The following is a 21,102-nucleotide window of genomic DNA, read 5'->3' on the forward strand; positions in this document are numbered from 1 at the left end:
TGTTAGGGGGATAATAATGACTGTAGAAACGAAACTATCAGTAGATCAGGACTATGTCAGCTCCTACTCAAAGCAGCTTGGAGAGCCAGAATGGTTAACAACCCTTCGTACAGATGCCTTTAACAAAGTTAAGGATCTAAGCCTTCCGGTTGCAGATAAGACGAAAATCACGAACTGGAATTTTACTCAATTCCAAAAGCATACAGTTGAAAGTGATTCGTTCTCATCATTGAGTGAGCTGCCAGAAGAAGCAAAAGCACTAGTTGACTTAGACAGCAATGATCAAAGCTTATATATTCAACGCAATAACACACCGGCTTATCTTTCACTTTCAAATGAATTAAAAGACAGTGGTGTTATTTTCACAGATATCTTCACAGCGGCAAAAGAGCACAGCGAACTTGTTCAGAAGTATTTCATGACAGAAGGCGTGAAAACGGATGAGCACAAGCTTACAGCTCTTCATGCAGCATTGATGAATGGAGGAGCGTTCCTTTACATTCCGAAAAACGTGGAATTGGCTGAACCGATTCAAGCAGTTTATGTTCACGACAATGCTGAAGTTGCGATGTTCAACCACGTATTGGTGGTTGCGGAAGACAACAGTTCAGTGACATATGTGGAAAACTATATTTCTACAACGGATGTTGAAGACGGCGTATACAATATCGTGACCGAAGTAGTTGCGAATAATAATGCCAAAGTGTCCTACGGTGCAGTGGACAATCTTGCAAGCGGATTGACGACTTACGTGAACCGCCGCGGTGTTGCAGCCAGGGATGCCCGCATCGAATGGGCGCTCGGACTGATGAATGACGGTGACACTGTCTCTGAAAACGTGACGAACCTGATGGGTGACGGTTCTTACGGTGATACAAAGACGGTGGTTGTCGGCAGAGGCAAGCAGAAGCAGAACTTCACGACAAAGATTGTTCACTTCGGCAAAAATTCCGAAGGTTACATCCTTAAGCACGGCGTCATGAAAGATGAAGCTTCTTCCATCTTTAACGGAATCGGTAAAATCGAACACGGTGCATCAAAGTCGAACGCAGAGCAGGAATCACGCGTATTGATGCTGAGCGAAAAAGCACGCGGGGATGCAAACCCGATTCTTCTGATCGATGAAGATGATGTAACGGCTGGACACGCAGCTTCAGTCGGACGCGTCGATCCGCTGCAGCTTTACTATCTGATGAGCCGCGGAATTCCGCAGAAAGAGGCTGAACGTCTTGTCATTCACGGTTTCCTAGCTCCTGTGGTAAACCAATTGCCGATTGAAGGAGTTAAGAAGCAGCTTGTCGAGGTAATCGAAAGGAAAGTAAACTAATGGATGTTAAAGAGATTCGTAAGCATTTTCCGATTCTCGACCAGGAAGTAAACGGCCATCCACTCGTTTATTTAGACAGCGCGGCGACTTCCCAAAAACCGATTTCCGTCATTGAAGCGATCAATGATTATTATCGCGGCTATAACTCGAACGTTCACCGCGGTGTACACACGCTGGGGACAAGAGCGACGGATGGCTATGAAGGAGCCCGTGAAAAGGTTCGTACATTCATCAACGCTTCGTCTACTCAAGAAGTCATTTTTACACGCGGGACGACAACCGCGATCAATACGGTAGCGGCAAGCTATGGTCGTGCAAACCTGGATGAAGGCGACGAGATCGTCATCACTCACATGGAGCACCACAGCAATATCATTCCTTGGCAGCAGCTTGCTAAGGAAACAGGTGCCGTATTGAAATATGTTCCTCTTCAAGAGGATGGAACGATCACACTTGAAGATGTAAAAGAAACCGTAACAGCCCAAACGAAGATTGTTTCAATCATGATGGTATCGAACGTACTCGGTACGATGAACCCAATCAAAGAAATCACGCAAATTGCACATGATCACGGTGCAGTGATGGTCGTGGACGGGGCACAGGCTGCTCCTCACATGAAAATTGATGTTCAGGATCTTGACTGTGATTTCTTCGCTTTCTCAGGCCATAAAATGGTCGGTCCTACTGGAATTGGTGTTCTTTACGGTAAGAAAAAGCACTTGAACAAGATGGAACCGGTCGAGTACGGCGGCGAAATGATCGACTTCGTCGGGCTGCAGGAATCCACTTGGAAAGAGCTTCCTTGGAAGTTCGAAGGCGGCACTCCGATTATTGCAGGCGCAATCGGTCTCGGGGCAGCAATTGATTTCCTGGAAGATATCGGGCTGGACAATATCGAAGCATATGAGCACAAGCTTGCTGCTTATGCGTTGGATAAAATGAATCAAGTTGAAGGGATGACCATCTACGGTCCAAAAGATCCAGGCCAGCGTGCCGGACTTGTTACGTTCAACATTGATGATGTACATCCTCATGATGTTGCGACTGTTCTGGATGCAGAAGGAATCGCTGTCCGTGCCGGCCACCACTGTGCACAGCCGCTGATGAAATGGCTGAATGTCTCGGCGACTGCACGTGCCAGCTTCTACCTGTATAATACGGAAGAAGATATTGATAAACTTGTTGCAGGCCTAGTGAAGACAAAGGAGTTTTTCAGCGATGTCTTTTAATAATTTAGATCAGCTGTACAGACAAGTCATCATGGACCATTATAAAAACCCCCGCAATAAAGGGTCTTTGGAAGATGGCAGCTTTACAATCGATATGAATAATCCGACCTGCGGCGACCGTATACACTTAACATTGAAAGTGGAGGATGGCGTCGTTCAGGATGCCAAGTTTGACGGCGAAGGATGTTCGATCTCGATGGCATCGGCATCCATGATGACACAAATCGTAAAAGGTAAAGAAATTGACGAAGCCCTTAAGCTATCGAAGATTTTTTCTGATATGATGCAAGGTAACGAATATGATGAAGATGTGGATTTAGGAGATATTGAAGCACTTCAAGGAGTCGCTAAATTCCCTGCCCGCATTAAATGTGCGACACTGGCGTGGAAAGCGATGGAAAAAGGAGTGAAAGAAGAAGAGCAGGAGGAATAAGCTCTTCTCCCTACACTCTATCAAAGAATGGAGGAATCAACATGGCAAAGAAAATGCCTGAGATCGGAGATTATAAGTACGGATTTAGTGATAAAGACGTCTCAATTTTCCGTTCAAAACGTGGTTTAACGCGTGAGATTGTAGAAGAGATCTCCCGCATGAAGGAAGAGCCTCAATGGATGCTTGATTTCCGTTTGAAGTCACTTGACCATTTTTATAACATGTCAATGCCACAATGGGGCGGCGACTTACAAGAACTGAATTTCGATGACATTACGTATTACGTAAAGCCTTCTGAAAAGTCAGAGCGCAGCTGGGATGAAGTACCTGAAGAAATCAAGCAGACGTTTGATAAATTGGGTATCCCTGAAGCTGAGCAAAAGTATCTTGCAGGGGTATCTGCCCAGTACGAATCTGAGGTAGTATACCACAATATGCAGGAAGACCTTGAAAATATGGGGATCGTATTTAAGGATACAGATTCTGCCCTTAAAGAAAACGAAGACATTTTCCGTGAGCACTGGGCAAAAGTCATTCCTCCGACGGATAACAAATTTGCTGCATTGAACTCAGCGGTATGGTCCGGCGGATCGTTCATCTATGTTCCTAAGGGTGTTAAGGTCGATACGCCGCTTCAAGCGTACTTCCGTATCAATTCTGAGAACATGGGTCAGTTCGAACGTACACTGATCATTGTTGATGAAGGCGCAAGCGTGCACTATGTAGAGGGTTGTACAGCACCGGTGTACACAACGAATTCCCTTCACTCCGCGGTTGTTGAAATCATCATCAAAAAAGATGCGTACTGCCGTTACACAACGATTCAAAACTGGGCGAACAACGTATTCAACCTGGTAACGAAGCGTGCTGTGTGTGAAGCAAACGCAACAATGGAATGGGTAGACGGAAACATCGGATCAAAACTGACGATGAAATATCCGGCTGTCATCCTTAAAGGAGAAGGCGCACGCGGTATGACACTTTCCATTGCACTAGCAGGTAAAGGTCAGCACCAGGATGCAGGAGCTAAGATGATTCACTTGGCACCGAATACTTCTTCAACGATCGTGTCGAAGTCGATCTCGAAACACGGCGGTAAAGTAACATACCGCGGTATCGTTCACTTCGGACGCAAAGCGGAAGGTGCCCGCTCAAACATCGAGTGTGACACTTTGATCATGGACAATCAGTCAACTTCCGATACGATCCCTTATAACGAAATTCTTAACGACAATATCTCGCTTGAACACGAAGCGAAAGTATCGAAAGTATCAGAAGAACAATTATTCTATCTGATGAGCCGCGGAATTTCAGAGGAAGAAGCAACAGAAATGATCGTAATGGGCTTCATCGAGCCATTTACGAAAGAACTTCCAATGGAATACGCAGTTGAAATGAACCGTCTGATCAAGTTCGAGATGGAAGGTTCGATTGGATAATCGATATTGAATTTAAACCCCCTTTTGCTCCGGCAGAAGGGGGTTGTTTTGTTTGTTTAGTCCAGATGGTTGTAGAGGTGGAATGAGGATAGTCTAATTTTGTTGTTTAATCGGTAGTTCGCACTTAAATAATATATATCGCACATAAAATGGGGATTTCGCACATATATTCAAAATTTCGCACATAAATGATCCTATCGAGTCCATGTTTACTAGTGAAGCATCCTTTTGAAAGGAGAGAGGTCACAAAACGGAAATCATACTTGGATTCTTTTAATAACATGAAATTCTTCAAGCTAAATCAGTAATTCTTTAATAAAAGTCTTCAGTACCATCCTCATCATAGAGCCCAAAAGAACAAATAAAAGTTGAGGAGATTAACCTGAACAGCATTCAATATTATTAAAAAATCATGAGAGCCATCAACATTCTCCATCTCCTTAAAATGATCTGTAAAACCCTATACTATCCACTACCAGCTAATAAAAATACCAATCACTACGACTCCGAACACCTCTTATGATAAAATGAAAACCAAACCAAAAGAAGTTCATCATTAATAAAGAAGGTGAATACGGATGATCTATGTAGGAGTCACAGGTTGGGGAGATCATGATTCTCTTTATGAGAATGTTTCTCCGCGGGACAAGCTGAAAGAATATGGTGCGCATTTTCCGGTTGTGGAGGTCGATGCGAGCTTTTATGCTGTGCAGCCGGTTCGAAATGCTGAGAAATGGGTGAAGGATACCCCTGAGGATTTTAAATTTATTGTGAAGGCCTATCAGGGCATGACTGGACACCAGCGCGGTGACATTCCTTTTGAAACGAAAGAAGTGATGTTCAGTGCTTTTAAGGAATCTCTTGTGCCATATCTGAAAGCTGATAAGCTTGCGATGGTGCTTTTACAGTTTCCGCCATGGTTTGATTGCTCGCGTGACAATGTCGCCTATATCAGGTACTGTAAGGAGCAGTTAAACGATTTGCCGTTAGCACTCGAGTTTCGCCATCAAAGCTGGTACAGTCCTCCATATAAAGACAAGACACTCACTTTCATGAAGGAACAGGACTGGATCCACAGTGTGTGTGATGAACCCCAGGCAGGGGATGGGTCGATACCGAGAGTATTGGAAGCCACCCATGAAGAGGCGACCTTGATCCGTTTCCATGGCCGTAACGTTCATGGCTGGAACAAAACCGGCAGCGGGGATGAATGGCGTGAAGTCCGGTATTTGTATCGGTATAATGAAGCAGAATTAAAAGAGTGGATTCCTCATATTCATAAGCTTCACCAGCAATCCAAGGATGTGTATGTCCTTTTTAATAACAATTCGGGCGGGGACGCAGCGGACAATGCCAAACAGCTGATTGATATGCTCGGGGTTGAATATAAAGGTCTTGCACCGAAGCAGCTGGATTTATTCCAGGAATAGAATGATTTGAGAGATGACTCTCACATGGAGAAACGTTTTTGTCAATTAGAACTGGAGATGAAAGTTAGTGGAATGGATCGTATTGATTTGCATTGGTTTATTTGCAGGAACAGTCGGCTCTCTTGTCGGCCTCGGCGGCGGGGTCATCGTGGTTCCCGCATTGATTTATTTTGGTACATATACAGCATGGCTTGAAAACATAACACCTCAAACGGCTGTCGGTACTTCATTGATGGTCATGATCTTCACCGGATTGTCATCGACACTCGCTTATTTAAAGCATAAGACCGTCGATTATAAAAGTGGATTCATTTTCTTTGCGGGTGCCGGGCCTGGATCGATCATCGGTGCCTGGGTAAATAAATATTTGAATATGGAAGACTTCAATCTTTATTTTGGGATTTTCATGATCATCATGGCGATCATCCTGATGGTCCGTAATAAGCTGAAGCCTATTGAAAAATTTAAGACGGCATCCTTTCAAAGGGAATTCACCGATCCGAGCGGGGAAACCTTTCAATATGGCTATCCGCCCCTTATAGGGGCATTGATTGCGCTAGTGGTGGGGTTCACGTCAGGGCTGTTTGGCATCGGCGGCGGATCGCTGATGGTGCCTGCGATGATTCTGATTTTCCTGTTTCCGCCTCATGTAGCGGTAGCGACTTCGATGTTCATGGTCTTTCTGTCCGCGCTGGTGAGTTCCGGGACACATGTGGCATTAGGTAACGTTAAATGGCTGTATGCGCTGGCTCTGATTCCTGGAGCATGGTTCGGGGCTAAATTGGGATCATATTTAAATACAAAGCTGGAATCGAAAGCACTGGTGAGCGTGCTGCGCATTATACTGATCTTAATAGGAATTCGATTGATTTATCAAAGCATAACGGGATAACCTCCATCGGGAGAGTGAGCATACAATGAAAGAATTTATTCATATCTATCATACAAACGACCTTCATAGTCATTTTGAGCATTGGTCGAGAATACGGGATTTTCTGCAAAAAAGAAAAGCGTGGCATATCAATGAGGGAGAAGATGTATTCCTCTTCGATATCGGTGATCACGTCGACCGCTGGCACCCTTATACGGAAGCTACTTTGGGCAAAGGAAATGTCGGTTTATTAAATGAAGCCGGATACGACGCTGTGACGATCGGGAATAACGAGGGCATCACCCTTGATTATGGGGACTTGGATACTTTGTATCAAGATGCTGAATTCCAGGTCATTGTAGGCAACTTGTTAAACAGGGAGAAGAAGGTTCCGGACTGGATCAAAACTCATCATATCTATGAAACAAAATCAGGATTGAAGGTTGCGGTGCTTGGTTTGACCGCTTATTTCTTTCCTTTTTACAGAGCGCTTGGCTGGAATATCACCCCTCCGCTGGATGAACTGAAAGAGCAGGTGGAACAGCTGAAAAGCGAAGCGGATGTATTGGTGCTCTTATCCCACTTGGGGATTAGGGATGATGAACTCATTGCCGGGTCCTTCCCGGAAATAGACGTGATCCTGGGTGCGCATACCCATCATATTTTACATGAGGGAAAAGAAATAAACGGCGTCATGCTTGGGGCGGCAGGTAAGTTCGGGAATTATGTCGGTCATATGATGATTGAAGTGGATCCGGATAGGAAAGAAGTGCTCTCAAAAAAAGCGCAGCTGTATGCACATGACGATCTGCCTCACTCATCTCAAGAAGAAGAAGAGAAGCTCGAGTGGTTTAAGGAAGGGGAAAACCTGCTTAGGACAGAGGTTACGAATCTGCCGGGACCATTATCGGCAGATTGGTTCAAAGAATCACCGCTTCCCCAGCTTTTGAGTGATGCCTTGAAAGAATGGTGCAAGGCGGATTGTTCATTCCTGAATGCGGGCCTTCTCATAGAAGGGCTGAATGAAGGTCCGGTAACCAAGCATGACCTTCACCGCATCCTTCCTCACCCTATCAACCCTTGTCTGATCGAGCTTTCAGGGGCAGAACTTAAGGAAATCATCAAACAGACGTTTAATGAAGAATGGCCGCATCTGCAGCTGAAAGGGCTCGGCTTCAGGGGGAAAATCATGGGTGAGTTTGTGTATACCGATATTGCTTTCGAAGAAGATAAACAAAGCATGTATATCAAAGGGGAGCCGTTAAACCCCAAAAAAATCTATAAGCTTGCAATCCCTGATATGTTCACATTTGGACACTTCTTTCCTGATCTACAGAGGCTGGAGAAGAAATACTTTATGCCGGAGTTCCTAAGGGATATCCTTGCCTGGAAATTAGGTCAGTAAATGTTTCACCGTTCTTCCGCTCTTATCATACATATGAGTTGAGAGGAGTGATGCAGAATGATGAATCTTTCTCCGATTACCATTCAAGGACATACCTTTTTAGCTATTTCTGTTGCGTTACCGAAAACTAACCTGCTCGTCGTGACGAGCGATAAGGGATATATCATGTGCGGGGCACTGGATGTTGCTTTACTCAATGAAAAATTAAGTGACAGAGGAATCATTGCTGGCAGAGCCGTGGGAGTCAAAACGATCGACCAGCTTCTGGATGCTCCCCTTGAATCGGTGACGATTGAAGCGGAAAACCGTGGAATAAGTCCGGGTATGATCGGTCGCGATGCATTATTGAAAATGCTGTAAACCTTGATGGGATGATTGCTTCTATGCCATGTGCATGGAAGCTTTTTTATATTGGATCATTGCAACCCATGCTTTAAGCCTTGATTTGCGGTAGTGATGAAATTTTACACTATGTATAGAAGACACGTCCTTTCTTCGGTAGAATGAGGGAAACTAGTTCTATATAGAGGTGTAAATATGCATGATAAAATTGGGATTCAAATGATGTACCCATTGACAAGGACCCAGCGCAAAGCTGTTAAACCTTATACTAAACGTTCCCGTGTAGCTGGGGCGGGTCCTGAAATGATATTTCAGCATCAGCGCTTACATGCCGTGATGTTTTATAAAAAATCACTTTTCAATGTCAGCCACGATATCAGTGAATTCGTGGTTCTTGACGACCTAGATGAAGTCATTCACGATGCTTAACTGTCGCTTGAAGTGTTAAAGCTCTATAAAATTTTATATTTTACATTCAGAACAAAGATGCTTATAACCGAGACTCTGACAGTAAGCAAATTCTTGGTTGAAGAAAGAGATTATTTACATAGCTTGAAGTTTCACAATGCAATGGTCGAATTATTCGGATACGAGAATGAGAGATATGGACTGACTTTTGATAGGTTAAAGCAATTAGTGAATACGGGTGCAGCAAATAAGGAATCCGCTCACTTGAAGAAGGACATCACTGATTTTTATGATACCATTCTGGATAAAAGTACGTTCTCTGAGAAAGAAGGGACAGAATTGAAAGAAAAGACTGCTGACATGCTGAATGTAGACTACATTGCCTCAGAGACATTGAAGGAAGCGTGGGTACTGAATAACTAATTCTAAAAATCCCCTTCAACCTGCATAGACATGCCCCACCTTTACATCCGCTTAATATTCTTTCATGAATATTTACTATGTTTTGCTTAAATTCAGCTTGCATCGGCCTTTTTATCCATTATAATGGAGGTACTAGTAAAATATGTCGAAAAATGAAAGAATTACATAGGAGAATTCTATGAGGCTGATATCAACTAGGGCTTTGAGGCCGGGAATGGTTATGGCGACAACTGTATATAATGTAAGGGGTCATGCGCTGATCCAGCAAAATGTTGCGATCACGGAACGGATGATTTACCGGTTGCAGGAACTTAATATTCAGTATGTCTATATTGAAGATTCTCTGTCTGACGGTATTAAAGTGACTGAGTCTGTACCGAGCAAAGTAAGGCATGAAGCGGTTGCGGGTATTGAAAATGTGTTCAGCCGGATCAATGAAGCAAAGATGCCTCAGAATTTAGTTGTATTAGAGGACAGTGCTAAACAATTAAAGCAAATTATCGATGTTGTCTTAAAGGAAGTAAAGGCAAATGACGAGCTGCTGACCGTTCTGACTGACGTCTTTACATATGATTCTTACGTATTTCATCATTCATTCAATGTAACTTTATATACTCTTTCGATCGGGATTGAACTGAATCTTTCCCCAAAACAGCTGGAAGAGCTCGGAATAGGGGCGATTCTTCATGATGTTGGTAAGATGCTGGTTTCTGAAGACATTCTTATGAAACCAGGAAGACTTACAGAAGAAGAATTCCTTGAAGTCAAGAAACATACCGAGCACGGCTTTGATATTCTTAGAAAACTTCAGTCTGTATCTCTGCTGGTGGCTCATTGCGCATATCAGCATCATGAAAGATTAGACGGATCAGGATATCCCCGGGGACTAAAAGGGGATGATATACATCCTTTTGCTAAAATTATTGCAGTCGCAGACGTCTTCGATGCGATGACATCCAATCGCGTGTATCGTAAAGCCATGCTTCCTCATGAAGCGCTCGAAATCCTTTACGCAGGGTCGGGTTCCTTATTTGACATGAATGTCATCGAAGCGTTCAGGAGATCCGTCGCGATTTATCCGAACGGGATGGTTGTTGAATTGAACGACGGAAAAAAAGGGATTGTCACTGGTCAGAATAAAGGTCTGACGGACAGGCCAGTCATTCGGGTGATTGAAGAAAAAGGGGAAGAGCTTTATTCTCCTTATGAATTGGACTTGCGGAACGAGCTTGATAAGGTCATCGTCGGTTTTGATGCCGATTATGAACCAGCAGCCACTAAAATAAAATAAATTTTTGCGTTAAACCCTCCTTAAAGAGCATAAGAATAGCTTGTAAGGGGGGATTTTTTTGTCAAAGTTTAAAACACACAAACCCCGAAGAGGAGGACCGCTGCCTTTTCGCCACGTGATGATCATTACCATCGTTTTCTTTATCTTTTCCACAGGAGCGGGTCTTTGGATCGTAAACCTGGGTTTGAAGCCAACCCTGCTTGCCTATGCAGAAACGCAAACGAGCAGAATCGGTACGATGGTCATCAATAAAGCGATCAACAAAAAAGTGGCCGGATCCATTGAGTTAGAGGAGATAACAGAAGAAGTAAAAAATGCAGAAGGGGAGGTGGTCTCTCTCAGTTTCAATACACAGAACATCAACCGCGTTCAGGGAGAAATCACTAATTTAGTACAATTATATTTAAAGGAAGCTGAAAAAGGAAATATCGAAAATCTGGAATACATCACCGACATTGAAATAGACGAGGAAGGAACAAAGGCGGATGAAGGAATCGTTTATTCCGTTCCTCTTGGTCAGGCTACAAACAATGCCTTACTCGGGAACTTGGGACCTAAAGTTCCGATCAGGTTCCATTCTATCGGGGACGTGCGTTCGGACATCAAACATACGGTAGAAGAGTTCGGGATAAACAATGCTCTCGTCAAGGTCTATGTGACCCTGACCGTAAATGTCCAAATCATCATCCCATTTGCAACCAAAACAGAAACCATCAAACAGGATGTATTAATCGCTATGGATACTGTTCATCTAGATGTTCCTCAGTTTTTCAATAACAGCGGCGACGGTGCATCACCATCGATTGAAATCCCGACGAACTGATTTAGGTTTTCTGATTTCAATGTTTACTTTTTTGCTAATAAATGATCTGAAGATTTCAGCAGGTTCCATCAATTGATTGGAGTGCAAGACGAAGACTCCTAACAGAAAAGCGGAAGGGCTTTGAAGAGAGGCGGGTGGCATAAGACGAATCGGCCATGAACGCGCTCTTTGCCTTCTTGGTCGGTTTGGGTTATGACATGTGCCTCTAACCTGCAGCTGGACAGATGGAACCCCTCAAATCTATACGACCAAAAAGGCTCACCAACTGCCAGCGGAAAGCGAAGTCTTGCAAGGAAATCAATTGCGGTAATCACGGATGGAAAAACCTGCCCATCCCCCATCCCGAATAAAAAGTTGTCAAAATAATGATAGTTTGATATATTTAAAAAGGAAATTTTAATATTATAACCACATCATCAATCCGATGGGGTAGAGGTGCAGGGTTCAAGAGTAAGCTGTTTGAGGATGACAACTGAGAGAACAGATGAAAGGGAACCTTTGCCGAAGCTGATATACTTGTCAAAAGTATATTTGCTGGGGTTATCTTGAAAAAGGGTAACACTGTCATTATAGGGGATACTCTATGATGGGGAGCTACAGATCGTGATGGAGCACTTACATTACTTATTAAAGGTAATGATAGGATCCTCTATCATTGCCTTTTTTTATTCCTCTGTCATGCTATGAGGTTCCCCCCTATCAAATAGGAGGAGGACATTATGGAAAACACGATTTATTCAATCATCCCGCCCCTTTTAGCCATTCTGATGGTTATCTTGACGAGACGCGTACTGCTTTCGCTGGGTGTAGGGATCATCGCTTCAGCACTTCTTATCACAGATTTCTCAATCACAGGCACATTCAGTAAGATATGGGAAGCCGTCAAGGGCATTTTCGTCTCCGACGGTGCATTGAATACCTGGAATGTGTACATCATTTTATTCCTATTGATTCTTGGAGTCATCACAGCTTTCGTTAACATTTCAGGCGGAAGCCGAGCATTCGGTGAATGGGCAATGAAACGGGTGAAGACAAGAAGAGGCGCGCAATTATTGGCGGCTGTTTTAGGTATCATTATCTTCATTGATGATTATTTCAATGCGCTTGCGGTCGGACAGGTTGCTAGACCGATTACGGACCGCCACAAAATCTCACGTGCGAAACTCGCTTATATCATTGACTCGACATCGGCTCCGGTCTGTGTGGTTTCACCGGTATCAAGCTGGGGAGCATATATCATCGGTATCATCGGATCGATTCTTGCCGCACACAGCATCACTGAATACACAGCTTTCTCAGCATTCATACAAATGATCCCAATGAACCTCTATGTATGGGCAGCTCTACTATTAGTGTTGATCGTTGCTTACAGAGGATTTGATTTCGGGAAAATGAAGGAACATGAAGAAAGAGCGATTTCGACTGGAAATCTTTATGACCCGAATAAAGATATCCCGGGTGAACTTAAGAACGACCTGCCTGTAAGCTCTAAAGGTTCGGTCGGTGATCTGGCATGGCCGATCATCGCCCTGGTTGTCGGAACAGTCGGTATGATGCTATGGACGGGATATAAGGCAGTTGGTTCGTTTGATATCCTCCCTGTATTTGAAAATACAGATGTTACAAAATCATTATTATATGGAAGTTTATTCGCATTGGCAATTGCATTTATTCTTTTCTTCCGCCAAGTCAGCTTGAAGGGAGTTGGAGGAAGCGCAGCTGGAACAGCAGTTGTCGAAGGAATCAAATCCATGCTTCCTGCTGTTTACATCCTTATCTTTGCATGGGCGATCGTCACTCTGATCGATGAGCTTCAAACAGGAACGTATTTAGCTGGATTGGTTGAAAAATCGAACATGCCAGTTGAGATCCTGCCTGTGCTGCTATTCTTGGTGGCCGGCGTCATGGCATTCTCTACAGGGACTTCCTGGGGATCATTCGGAATCCTGCTTCCGATTGCGGGAGAAATCGCAGCAGCAACCGATGTAAGTGTCTTACTTCCTGCAATGGCAGCTGTTTTAGCAGGTGCGGTCCTTGGAGACCATTGTTCACCAATTTCCGATACTACGATCCTGTCTTCAACCGGAGCCGGAAGCAATCATATCGACCACGTACTCACGCAGATTCCGTATGCACTCATCGGCGCAGTGGCAGCTTCGATCGGTTACCTCGTATTAGGATTCACCGGAAGCACCCTGCTTGGATTACTCGTAGTCATCGTGCTGGTCGCGGCTCTTGGATTTATAAAAGGAAAGAGTTCAGATACAACAGTTTCACAATAAGTGCACTCCAAAAACCAGAGGCAGATTTGCTTCTGGTTTTTTTGTTGTCCAGCTCCAGGGCTTAGAAGCACATGTTGACTAAATCTTCCATTAAATAGAAGATAAGTCATTAGACATGCTTCTACCAGTCCCCATTTTCTCATATCTATAGGAGGAGAGAGGTGAGTTGACGTGAAGGTAAAGGTGATTGGTTATGATGACTTGCACTATCCCCAAGACTTATTATCCATTGTAAGAAACGGGCTGCCGGAAACTGAGTCGGACCCAAAACGTGTATTGATATTAGGAGCGGGGATGTCTGGGCTGGTTGCGGCATCCCTGCTTAAAAGAGCTGGTCATAAAGTGATCGTTTTAGAAGGGAATGATCGGATAGGCGGCAGGGTCTATACGGTACGAGAACCATTTACGTACGGAAATTACCTTGATTTTGGGGCGATGAGGATCCCTGAAAATCATGAGCTTGTATTCGAATACATCAATAGATTTAATCTCCCTGTTAATCGCTTCTTGAATTCCACCCCTCAGGATATGTTATTTGTAAACAATGTCCTGGTCTCGAAAAAGGAGTATAGAAGAAATCCGGATATATTGGGCTTCCCTCTTGAAGGAGAAGAAAAAGGAAAGAGCGCAACTGAGCTTTTCCTTGAGGCGACCCGGCCTTTCTTTGATGTGTATTCCGCCAGCACTCAAGAACAGAAGGATGAGTTGAAGCAGAAATTTTCCACTTACTCCATGGGCGATTATTTACTTGCCAATCCGTATGGGAAATCACTTTCAGAGAACGCAGTGCGGAAAATTGCTGTCATGCTGGGGATTGAAGGCTTCCCTAACTTCTCTTTCATAGATATAATAACGGACATCATTTACCCGATATTCAGTGAAAAAATAAAGTTTTATGAAATAACAGGTGGAAATGATCAACTTCCCCGTTCCTTCATCAGCGAGCTTCAAAAAGAAATCAAGCTAAATCGCAGAGTGGAGAAAATCATCCAGGAAGATCATGGCGTATCAGTACGTACTGTAAACCCGGTTACAGGGAAGATATACCGATATACGGGGGACTATGCCATCGTAACCATGCCGTTCACTGTCCTTCAATTCGTCGACATTGTTCCATATGATTCAGTTTCATTTAAAAAATGGCAGGCAATTAGAGAAGTGAATAATGTCCAGGCAGTGAAGATCGGAATCGAGTTTAAAAGCAAGTTCTGGGAGAAGATGGGGTATGGCAATATAACCAGTGACCTGCCGTTAAAATTCACTTACATTCCAAGCCACGGGATTGGTTCTGATGGTCCGGGGATATTGCTGGCAAGTTACAGCTGGGGAAGCGATGCCGTATTATGGAATAGCTTATCGAATGAAGGTTTGGTTCGACTCGTGCTGAAGGATTTAGCAAAGATATATGGAAACATCGTATATACGGAATTTTTGAAGGCAGTTTGGTTCAATTGGAGTCAAAACCCTTACTCTGCGGGATGTTTTACACTCTTTACCCCGCAGCAGCAGAAAAATTTTGATGAGATTACCCGGAAACCGGAAGGAAGGCTCCATTTTGCGGGAGAACATACTTCCTCCTTCCACGGATGGATAGAAGGGGCCGTAGAATCAGGAATCCGGACGGCCTATGAAGTCCATCATAGATAAACACAAAGTAAAATTTACTAGTAAATGGGATTAAAAGTGATTATTTTCCATCTAATTCTCTGATAGAGGGCAAATCGAACTATAAAAGTAGATATTGTCTCGAAAATAGAAAATTTTGCTTTGACAATTGTCCTAGAACTAGCTATACTGACTTTAGATTAAATAATCTGAAAATATAAAAATTTCAATTACCTTTTAATTGGTAGTTGGAAACATTGGGGGGAACCAACATGGAAAAACGTGCCCAGTTTGGAACACGTGCAGGATTTATCCTGGCTGCAGTAGGGTCTGCTATCGGGTTGGGAAACATTTGGCGTTTTCCGGCGGTAGCGTATGAAAATGGTGGAGGAGCATTCTTTATACCTTATCTTTTTGCTCTTTTGACTGCCGGTATTCCATTACTGGTATTGGAATTCACGATAGGACATAAGTACCGCGGCTCTGCACCATTATCTTATTTCCGCATGAATAAAAAGACAGAATGGCTTGGATGGTGGCAGGTACTCGTGGCATTTGTCATTTCCACCTATTATGCCGTCATCATAGCATGGGCGATGGCTTACAGTGTATTCGCTTTCAACAAAGGCTGGGGAGACGATACAGAAGGATTCTTATTCGGTGAGTATCTGAAGCTTTCCGTAGATCCTGGGCAGACCGGAAGCATTGTCGGCGGAGTTTTCATCCCGCTTGTCATCGTTTGGGTCATTACACTTGGCATCCTCTTTAAAGGTGTAAAGAAAGGTATCGAAGTAGCGAACAAGATCTTTATTCCTGCACTTGTTATTTTATTCCTGATCATTGTGGTTCGCGCTTTAACGTTACCAGGGGCACTTGATGGACTGGATGCATTCTTCAAACCGGATTTCAGTAAGATTGCAGATCCAGGTGTATGGGTCGCTGCATACGGACAGATCTTCTTCAGTTTATCGATTGCATTTGCGATCATGATCACGTACTCAAGTTATCTTCCGAAGAAATCGGATATCACGAACAACGCATTCATCACAGGATTCAGTAACTCTGGATTTGAGCTTCTTGCCGGTATCGGTGTATTCGCGGCACTTGGATTCATGGCTCAAACACAGGGAGTCGGGGTTCAGGAAGTAGTAAGCGGGGGAGTTGGCTTGGCATTCGTTGTCTTCCCGCAAATCATCAATGAATTCCCTGCTCTGAATGGTCTGTTCGGATTCTTGTTCTTCGCTTCACTTGTACTGGCGGGATTATCATCACTTATCTCGATTTCAGAAACTTATGTAGCGGCGATTAAAGAGAAATTCGGCATTTCCCGTACAAAGGCAGTAGCATTCGGTGGAGGGCTTTCTGCAGTCATTTCACTTCTGTTCGCAACGCAGGGCGGATTATTATTCCTTGATGTTGCCGACTACTTCATCAACCAATTCGGTGTAGCGTTCATCGGATTAGTGGAAGTAATCGTAGTGGCATGGTTCTTGCGTAAGATCAATACGTTCCGTGATCATTCAAACGGTATCTCAGACATCCAGCTTGGCGGCTGGTGGAAGGTTTGCCTTGGTGTCATCACACCGGTTGTGCTCGGATGGATGATGTTTGGATTATTCAAGATGAACCTTCTTAAAGAATTCGAGACGGAAACAGGGAACTATGGAGGATACTCAGATGCCTTTGTCCTTTACAGCGGCTGGTTCGTAGCAGCCTTTGCTATAATTGTCGGAGTGGCATTAACCTTCAAACGCTGGCATTCCAAAACAGAAGCTGAAAGCTATAAGGAGGTAAGCTGACATGAGCGGTAGTGCAATCATTATGTTAGTTGTCGGTGTCGTCATCATTTGGGGAGGCCTTGCAGCAAGTATCACTAATGCAGTGTCCAAATCAAAAAAAGCATCATAATATGAGCTGTATGAAGAAGCAGGCGATGGAGCATCCATCGCCTGTTTTTCTTTACTCCATTAAAGGCCCGTCCCGCATCGCTTTAAAGCGGTGCGGGACGGGCCTTCTGTTATCGTTTTTTGCTTTTGATACGGTCTTGCCGTTCCCATTGCCGCAGATGTGGATAGGGATCGAAGGACCATTCTGTCAAGCCGTTGTCTTTGTACATACCGTAATGGAGGTGAGGAGGGAATTTACCGGATGTTCCGGGAGGTCCGTACCCTGAGCTGCCTACTCCCCCAATCACCATCCCGGGTTCAACAACTTGACCGACTTTCAGATTTTCCGAAAACCCGCTTAAATGTGCGAAGTAATGATAGGTGTTATTAATATCCCTGATACCGATTCTCCACCCGCCATAGCGGTTCCAGCCTTTCATTTCAATGATGCCGTAGGAGGTCGCTCTCACGGGAACACCATAGTCCGCAAATAGGTCAGTTCCTTCATGAATGCGCCGGCCGCCCCATCCGCGTGCGTCCCCCCAAGTATTACGGTAGCTGTAATTAAATCTGAGCGGGAGAGGGAATGCTTTGTCATTCAGATGAATCGTACCGAAGTGCTTGTAGATCTTCGCTTTGCCCATAATGATACTGACAGTCTTATCACGTTTGTAGTAATCCCATAAAGCCAATTTGAAATTATCACGGTCGATTCCGTACTGTAAAATATAATCAGTAAAGGCTGCCAGGATATCTTCATCACTTTTGATATTTGCCTTACCGTCAAAATCCCCGTCTCTTCCGAATCCGTTAAATAGAGTGATGGTCTTCGGATTTTCGTCTTGGATATTGGGATTTAAAGGGCCTGCCCATTTCTCTGGATCGATATAAATGGAAATCAATGAGGAGGGCTTTTCTCTATCTTTACGCGCAAAGCGCAAGCTGCGTTCGTATTGATCCACAGCTGCAAGATAATACCAAGGAATATGAGTAAGAGATTCACTTTTTTGAAATAACTCCATTCGTTTCGTGTGTATCTGTTCCTCTGACAACTTCTCTTCTGCTTGTGTCTGGACAGGACATATAAGAACAAGGAGTAAGGTAAGTGTCAGAACTAATCGTATATACAAGTCAATCCCTCCAACTTATAGTTCTGCCCTTAGTTTGTGACGAGCTATCAGGAATCATAATCATCAATAAATGGTAAAAGAGTAACATGCTTGTTTTCATTTTTTTAGTATGATAAAGTGACAAAAGAAGTATATTGATGATGGCTTTATTTACATAGAATGAACGATCAGTAAGCGTTTCACTCTTTGCCTAAATCAGAAATTGTTGGGATTGGAGATGAGGGGTATGACGAAGAAAGACGAATATGTTCGTAAACCGGATTGGCTTAAGATCAAGCTGAATACGAATGATAACTATATGGGCTTAAAAAAAATGATGCGGGAAAAAAACCTTCACACAGTTTGTGAAGAGGCAAAATGTCCAAATATCCACGAGTGCTGGGGGACAAGAAGAACCGCAACATTTATGATTCTAGGGGATATTTGTACTCGTGCCTGCCGTTTTTGTGCAGTTAAAACAGGATTACCGAACGAACTGGATCTGAAAGAGCCGGAACGCGTAGCCGATTCCGTTCAACTAATGAACTTGAAGCACGTTGTCATCACGGCTGTTGCACGTGATGATTTAAAAGACGGCGGATCGCAGGTATTTGCTGAAACAGTGCGTGCCATCCGCCGCAAAAGTCCTTTTACATCCATTGAAGTACTGCCTTCCGATATGGGCGGAGTGTTTGACAACATCAAGACACTAATGGATGCAAAACCGGATATCATGAACTACAATATTGAAACGGTCCGCCGATTGACTCCAAGAGTTCGTGCGCGTGCAACATATGACCGTACTCTCGAGTTCCTGCGCCGGGCAAAAGAACTGAATCCTGATATTCCGACGAAATCAAGCATCATGGTTGGACTTGGGGAAACCAAGGAAGAAATTCTTGAGACATTCGATGACCTACGTGCAAATAATGTGGATATCGTAACCCTTGGTCAATATCTGCAGCCAACGAAGAAACACTTAAAGGTGCAGAAATACTACCATCCGGATGAATTTGCCGAACTTCGTGAAGCGGCTATGGAAAAAGGCTTCAGCCACTGTGAAGCTGGACCGCTTGTGCGTTCTTCTTATCATGCCGATGAGCAGGTAAACGCAGCTGCCAAAGCGAAGCAAGAAGCAGGAGAGAAAGAACTGAAACAGCAGGCATAAATGTAGCAAGGACTGACTATTTGAGATGTCTCTCGTAGTCAGTCCTTTTTTAAAAACTCTTTGAAACGTTGATGGTGTTTATGGGATGACAAGCCGCTGGACTTATCCACCATTCACAAACGATTAGCTGCGTACTGATTGGGATTAATCGTTAGTCCATCATTGTTTGTGAGTTATCAATTCGCTTTTGACGTTCTTTATTGATTTGATGTACATCATCTTCATTCATATTCTGTTCATCAATCATTTCACCGTTGGCATTTTCACCTGCATCAATGTTTTTACCTTGCGGAGATGCTTTTAGCATCAAGTTAATCGTATCATCGATGGCTGTATTGACATTTTTGCTGTCGCTGTCCATTTTTGCAAGGTTTTCTACATTCTGCATCAAGTTAGGGTCATCGGTCACATACACATGGTACCAGCGCGGGATGACGGACATTGCCGTTTTCTTTACCTGATCGGAGACATTAAAACGGGCATCCTTGTCCTTTTTATCGGTTTTATAAGAGATCAACACCTCTTCATCCGTGACAAGGGTTGCACAATCATCCACGTTAGGTATGGCTACGCTCATTTTACTGATGCTGTCGGCAACCTGCTCCCGGTCTAAACGATACATATTTTCATTCGAAATGGCTTGTCCTTGCACAGGGCTTTTTTGCTGACGGACATATCCGAAATCTTCCCCGTTTCGTTTAGCATTCTTGCTGACATTTTCATTAAAAAGTTCTTCCTGGTCGTTTACATTGATGGTGTTGCCATTATCGTGGAACATCTCTTCGTTTGCCTTATCAATACCATTACAGGCAGCACCGAACAACGCAAAACTCAATACCGTTGTACCGAGAATATATTTGTTCAATTGAAACACCCCCTATTTGTTAGGGTGACCATCTCATTTTATAATTTTTCATAGTAATTAATGGACAATCCGTTATAATTTAAAGTAAGGATAAGGAAGAAAGAGGGTGGATGGAATGATCTGTGTGCAAAACATTTGCTATGAAATCGTGGAAGAATTCAGGGACGGATTTAATGAAGAAGCATTCAAAGAGAGATACAGCGATATTTTAAATAAATATGACTTTATCCTCGGTGACTGGGGATATGGCCAGCTGCGCCTTAAAGGTTTTTTTGATGATCAGAATCAGAAAGCATCCTTCGACACAAAGGTGAGTACGCATAAGGATTATCTTTATGAATACTGTAACTTTGGATGTGCATATTTTCTTTTGAAAAAAGTAAAAAAATAAGGGTGCAAAAGGAACATCTCTTCGTTACGAGATGTTCCTTTGTTTTATTCATTCTCCGTATACGGAGGTTCTTCATTTCGTTCCTGGTCTGCGTGGACTGGATGAGAACCGGGTTCCTGACGGGGGATATCCTGGTGAAGGGACTTATTTTCATAATTGAAGGCACTGTAATATCGCTGTCCCTCTTCCCAATTTGTACTCTTATTTTCAACCGGTGTATATTTTCCGCGCGGAGATCCATATGGTCCTTCTGGTAGCGTCTCGGGCACCAGGAAATTACGCTGTGTCTCTACAGTGGAAAAATCGCTGTATACTTCTTCTTCCTTGTCGCGCTGCTCTTTTTTCATTTATCTCCCACCTTTCTTAGGTTTAGTA

General features: G+C 43.6%; 21 protein-coding genes and 1 riboswitch. Of the genes, 18 read left to right on the forward strand and 3 right to left on the reverse strand.

The features are described 5' to 3' along the window. Positions 1–16: 16 nt before the first annotated feature. From sufD to ACXAFV_RS05550, 16 genes are all read left to right on the forward strand, one after another. Complete coding sequence (gene sufD, locus ACXAFV_RS05475; RefSeq protein ID WP_475125009.1) at positions 17–1,327, forward strand: Fe-S cluster assembly protein SufD; 1,311 nt, start codon at positions 17–19, stop codon at positions 1,325–1,327. Further along, the gene (locus ACXAFV_RS05480) at positions 1,327–2,556 is read left to right on the forward strand and encodes a cysteine desulfurase (RefSeq protein WP_475125011.1); all 1,230 of its coding nucleotides are present in this window, start codon (positions 1,327–1,329) and stop codon (positions 2,554–2,556) included. The genes sufD and ACXAFV_RS05480 overlap by 1 nt, the downstream gene beginning before the upstream one ends. Beyond that, complete coding sequence (sufU, locus tag ACXAFV_RS05485) at positions 2,546–2,989, forward strand: Fe-S cluster assembly sulfur transfer protein SufU (protein ID WP_475125012.1); 444 nt, start codon at positions 2,546–2,548, stop codon at positions 2,987–2,989. Before ACXAFV_RS05480 ends, sufU begins: the two co-directional genes overlap by 11 nt. A 41-nt stretch (positions 2,990–3,030) precedes the next feature. After that, positions 3,031–4,428 (forward strand): Fe-S cluster assembly protein SufB, encoded by a 1,398-nt coding sequence (gene sufB, locus ACXAFV_RS05490; RefSeq protein WP_175990449.1) that lies wholly within the window; start codon positions 3,031–3,033, stop codon positions 4,426–4,428. 578 nt (positions 4,429–5,006) lie between these two features. Then, complete coding sequence (locus ACXAFV_RS05495; RefSeq protein WP_475125014.1) at positions 5,007–5,858, forward strand: DUF72 domain-containing protein; 852 nt, start codon at positions 5,007–5,009, stop codon at positions 5,856–5,858. 67 nt (positions 5,859–5,925) lie between these two features. Then, the gene (locus ACXAFV_RS05500) at positions 5,926–6,750 is read left to right on the forward strand and encodes a sulfite exporter TauE/SafE family protein (RefSeq protein ID WP_475125016.1); all 825 of its coding nucleotides are present in this window, start codon (positions 5,926–5,928) and stop codon (positions 6,748–6,750) included. Between the two features lie 25 nt (positions 6,751–6,775). Further along, positions 6,776–8,134 carry a bifunctional metallophosphatase/5'-nucleotidase gene (locus ACXAFV_RS05505; protein ID WP_475125018.1) on the forward strand — a complete coding sequence of 453 codons (1,359 nt, stop codon included), beginning with the start codon at positions 6,776–6,778 and terminating at the stop codon, positions 8,132–8,134. A gap of 57 nt (positions 8,135–8,191) precedes the next feature. Then, positions 8,192–8,494 (forward strand): YunC family protein, encoded by a 303-nt coding sequence (locus ACXAFV_RS05510; RefSeq protein WP_175990453.1) that lies wholly within the window; start codon positions 8,192–8,194, stop codon positions 8,492–8,494. Between the two features lie 177 nt (positions 8,495–8,671). Further along, positions 8,672–8,905: a hypothetical protein gene (locus tag ACXAFV_RS05515; RefSeq protein ID WP_475125019.1), complete on the forward strand. Its 234-nt coding sequence runs from the start codon at positions 8,672–8,674 to the stop codon at positions 8,903–8,905. A 93-nt stretch (positions 8,906–8,998) separates the two neighbouring features. Next, positions 8,999–9,307, forward strand: coding sequence for a hypothetical protein (locus tag ACXAFV_RS05520; RefSeq protein ID WP_475125020.1), 309 nt, complete (start codon positions 8,999–9,001; stop codon positions 9,305–9,307). Positions 9,308–9,485: 178 nt separating this feature from the next. Further along, positions 9,486–10,598 (forward strand): HD-GYP domain-containing protein, encoded by a 1,113-nt coding sequence (locus ACXAFV_RS05525; protein WP_475125021.1) that lies wholly within the window; start codon positions 9,486–9,488, stop codon positions 10,596–10,598. A 58-nt stretch (positions 10,599–10,656) separates the two neighbouring features. Next, positions 10,657–11,421 carry a sporulation protein YunB gene (gene yunB, locus ACXAFV_RS05530; RefSeq protein ID WP_475125022.1) on the forward strand — a complete coding sequence of 255 codons (765 nt, stop codon included), beginning with the start codon at positions 10,657–10,659 and terminating at the stop codon, positions 11,419–11,421. A 422-nt stretch (positions 11,422–11,843) separates the two neighbouring features. Further along, positions 11,844–12,026: riboswitch (Lysine riboswitch) on the forward strand. A 114-nt stretch (positions 12,027–12,140) separates the two neighbouring features. Next, positions 12,141–13,703 carry a Na+/H+ antiporter NhaC family protein gene (locus ACXAFV_RS05535; protein WP_475125023.1) on the forward strand — a complete coding sequence of 521 codons (1,563 nt, stop codon included), beginning with the start codon at positions 12,141–12,143 and terminating at the stop codon, positions 13,701–13,703. Between the two features lie 171 nt (positions 13,704–13,874). Then, positions 13,875–15,350, forward strand: a complete 1,476-nt coding sequence (locus ACXAFV_RS05540; RefSeq protein ID WP_475125025.1) for a flavin monoamine oxidase family protein — start codon at positions 13,875–13,877, stop codon at positions 15,348–15,350. Positions 15,351–15,580: 230 nt separating this feature from the next. Further along, positions 15,581–17,107, forward strand: a complete 1,527-nt coding sequence (locus ACXAFV_RS05545) for a sodium-dependent transporter (protein ID WP_475125026.1) — start codon at positions 15,581–15,583, stop codon at positions 17,105–17,107. A gap of 1 nt (position 17,108) precedes the next feature. Next, the gene (locus ACXAFV_RS05550; RefSeq protein WP_224876331.1) at positions 17,109–17,216 is read left to right on the forward strand and encodes a methionine/alanine import family NSS transporter small subunit; all 108 of its coding nucleotides are present in this window, start codon (positions 17,109–17,111) and stop codon (positions 17,214–17,216) included. Positions 17,217–17,325: 109 nt separating this feature from the next. Here the strand turns inward: ACXAFV_RS05550 and ACXAFV_RS05555 are convergent, their stop codons facing one another. Next, a complete protein-coding gene (locus tag ACXAFV_RS05555; RefSeq protein WP_475126073.1) occupies positions 17,326–18,318 on the reverse strand; it encodes a M23 family metallopeptidase in 993 nt (330 codons plus the stop codon). A gap of 232 nt (positions 18,319–18,550) precedes the next feature. Here ACXAFV_RS05555 and lipA point away from each other — a divergent pair, with 232 nt between their 5' ends. Further along, positions 18,551–19,471, forward strand: a complete 921-nt coding sequence (lipA, locus tag ACXAFV_RS05560; protein WP_475125028.1) for a lipoyl synthase — start codon at positions 18,551–18,553, stop codon at positions 19,469–19,471. A 151-nt stretch (positions 19,472–19,622) separates the two neighbouring features. Here the strand turns inward: lipA and ACXAFV_RS05565 are convergent, their stop codons facing one another. Beyond that, the gene (locus tag ACXAFV_RS05565) at positions 19,623–20,345 is read right to left on the reverse strand and encodes a YhcN/YlaJ family sporulation lipoprotein (RefSeq protein WP_475125030.1); all 723 of its coding nucleotides are present in this window, start codon (positions 20,343–20,345) and stop codon (positions 19,623–19,625) included. Positions 20,346–20,451: 106 nt separating this feature from the next. On the opposite strand from ACXAFV_RS05565, the gene ACXAFV_RS05570 reads away from it, so the two are divergent. Continuing rightward, positions 20,452–20,727, forward strand: coding sequence for a YutD family protein (locus tag ACXAFV_RS05570; protein WP_475126074.1), 276 nt, complete (start codon positions 20,452–20,454; stop codon positions 20,725–20,727). Positions 20,728–20,771: 44 nt separating this feature from the next. Here ACXAFV_RS05570 and ACXAFV_RS05575 read toward each other — a convergent pair whose 3' ends face one another. After that, entirely contained in the window at positions 20,772–21,074 is a 303-nt protein-coding gene (locus tag ACXAFV_RS05575; protein ID WP_475125032.1) for a cytosolic protein, read from the reverse strand. Positions 21,075–21,102 lie beyond the last annotated feature (28 nt).

The sequence above is a fragment of the Rossellomorea sp. ABR4_012 genome, from assembly GCF_056159545.1.

What these genes read in the sequence shown, in the direction of transcription:
- ACXAFV_RS05495 (WP_475125014.1), top strand. Translation starts at nt 5,007, where the DNA reads ATGATCTATGTAGGAGTCACAGGTTGGGGAGATCATGATTCTCTTTAT.
- ACXAFV_RS05480 (WP_475125011.1), top strand. Translation starts at nt 1,327, where the DNA reads ATGGATGTTAAAGAGATTCGTAAGCATTTTCCGATTCTCGACCAGGAA.
- ACXAFV_RS05525 (WP_475125021.1), top strand. Translation starts at nt 9,486, where the DNA reads ATGAGGCTGATATCAACTAGGGCTTTGAGGCCGGGAATGGTTATGGCG.
- sufB (WP_175990449.1), top strand. Translation starts at nt 3,031, where the DNA reads ATGGCAAAGAAAATGCCTGAGATCGGAGATTATAAGTACGGATTTAGT.
- ACXAFV_RS05575 (WP_475125032.1), bottom strand. Translation starts at nt 21,074, where the DNA reads ATGAAAAAAGAGCAGCGCGACAAGGAAGAAGAAGTATACAGCGATTTT.
- ACXAFV_RS05535 (WP_475125023.1), top strand. Translation starts at nt 12,141, where the DNA reads ATGGAAAACACGATTTATTCAATCATCCCGCCCCTTTTAGCCATTCTG.
- ACXAFV_RS05505 (WP_475125018.1), top strand. Translation starts at nt 6,776, where the DNA reads ATGAAAGAATTTATTCATATCTATCATACAAACGACCTTCATAGTCAT.
- sufU (WP_475125012.1), top strand. Translation starts at nt 2,546, where the DNA reads ATGTCTTTTAATAATTTAGATCAGCTGTACAGACAAGTCATCATGGAC.
- ACXAFV_RS05570 (WP_475126074.1), top strand. Translation starts at nt 20,452, where the DNA reads ATGATCTGTGTGCAAAACATTTGCTATGAAATCGTGGAAGAATTCAGG.
- ACXAFV_RS05515 (WP_475125019.1), top strand. Translation starts at nt 8,672, where the DNA reads ATGCATGATAAAATTGGGATTCAAATGATGTACCCATTGACAAGGACC.
- sufD (WP_475125009.1), top strand. Translation starts at nt 17, where the DNA reads ATGACTGTAGAAACGAAACTATCAGTAGATCAGGACTATGTCAGCTCC.
- lipA (WP_475125028.1), top strand. Translation starts at nt 18,551, where the DNA reads ATGACGAAGAAAGACGAATATGTTCGTAAACCGGATTGGCTTAAGATC.
- ACXAFV_RS05510 (WP_175990453.1), top strand. Translation starts at nt 8,192, where the DNA reads ATGATGAATCTTTCTCCGATTACCATTCAAGGACATACCTTTTTAGCT.
- ACXAFV_RS05545 (WP_475125026.1), top strand. Translation starts at nt 15,581, where the DNA reads ATGGAAAAACGTGCCCAGTTTGGAACACGTGCAGGATTTATCCTGGCT.
- ACXAFV_RS05550 (WP_224876331.1), top strand. Translation starts at nt 17,109, where the DNA reads ATGAGCGGTAGTGCAATCATTATGTTAGTTGTCGGTGTCGTCATCATT.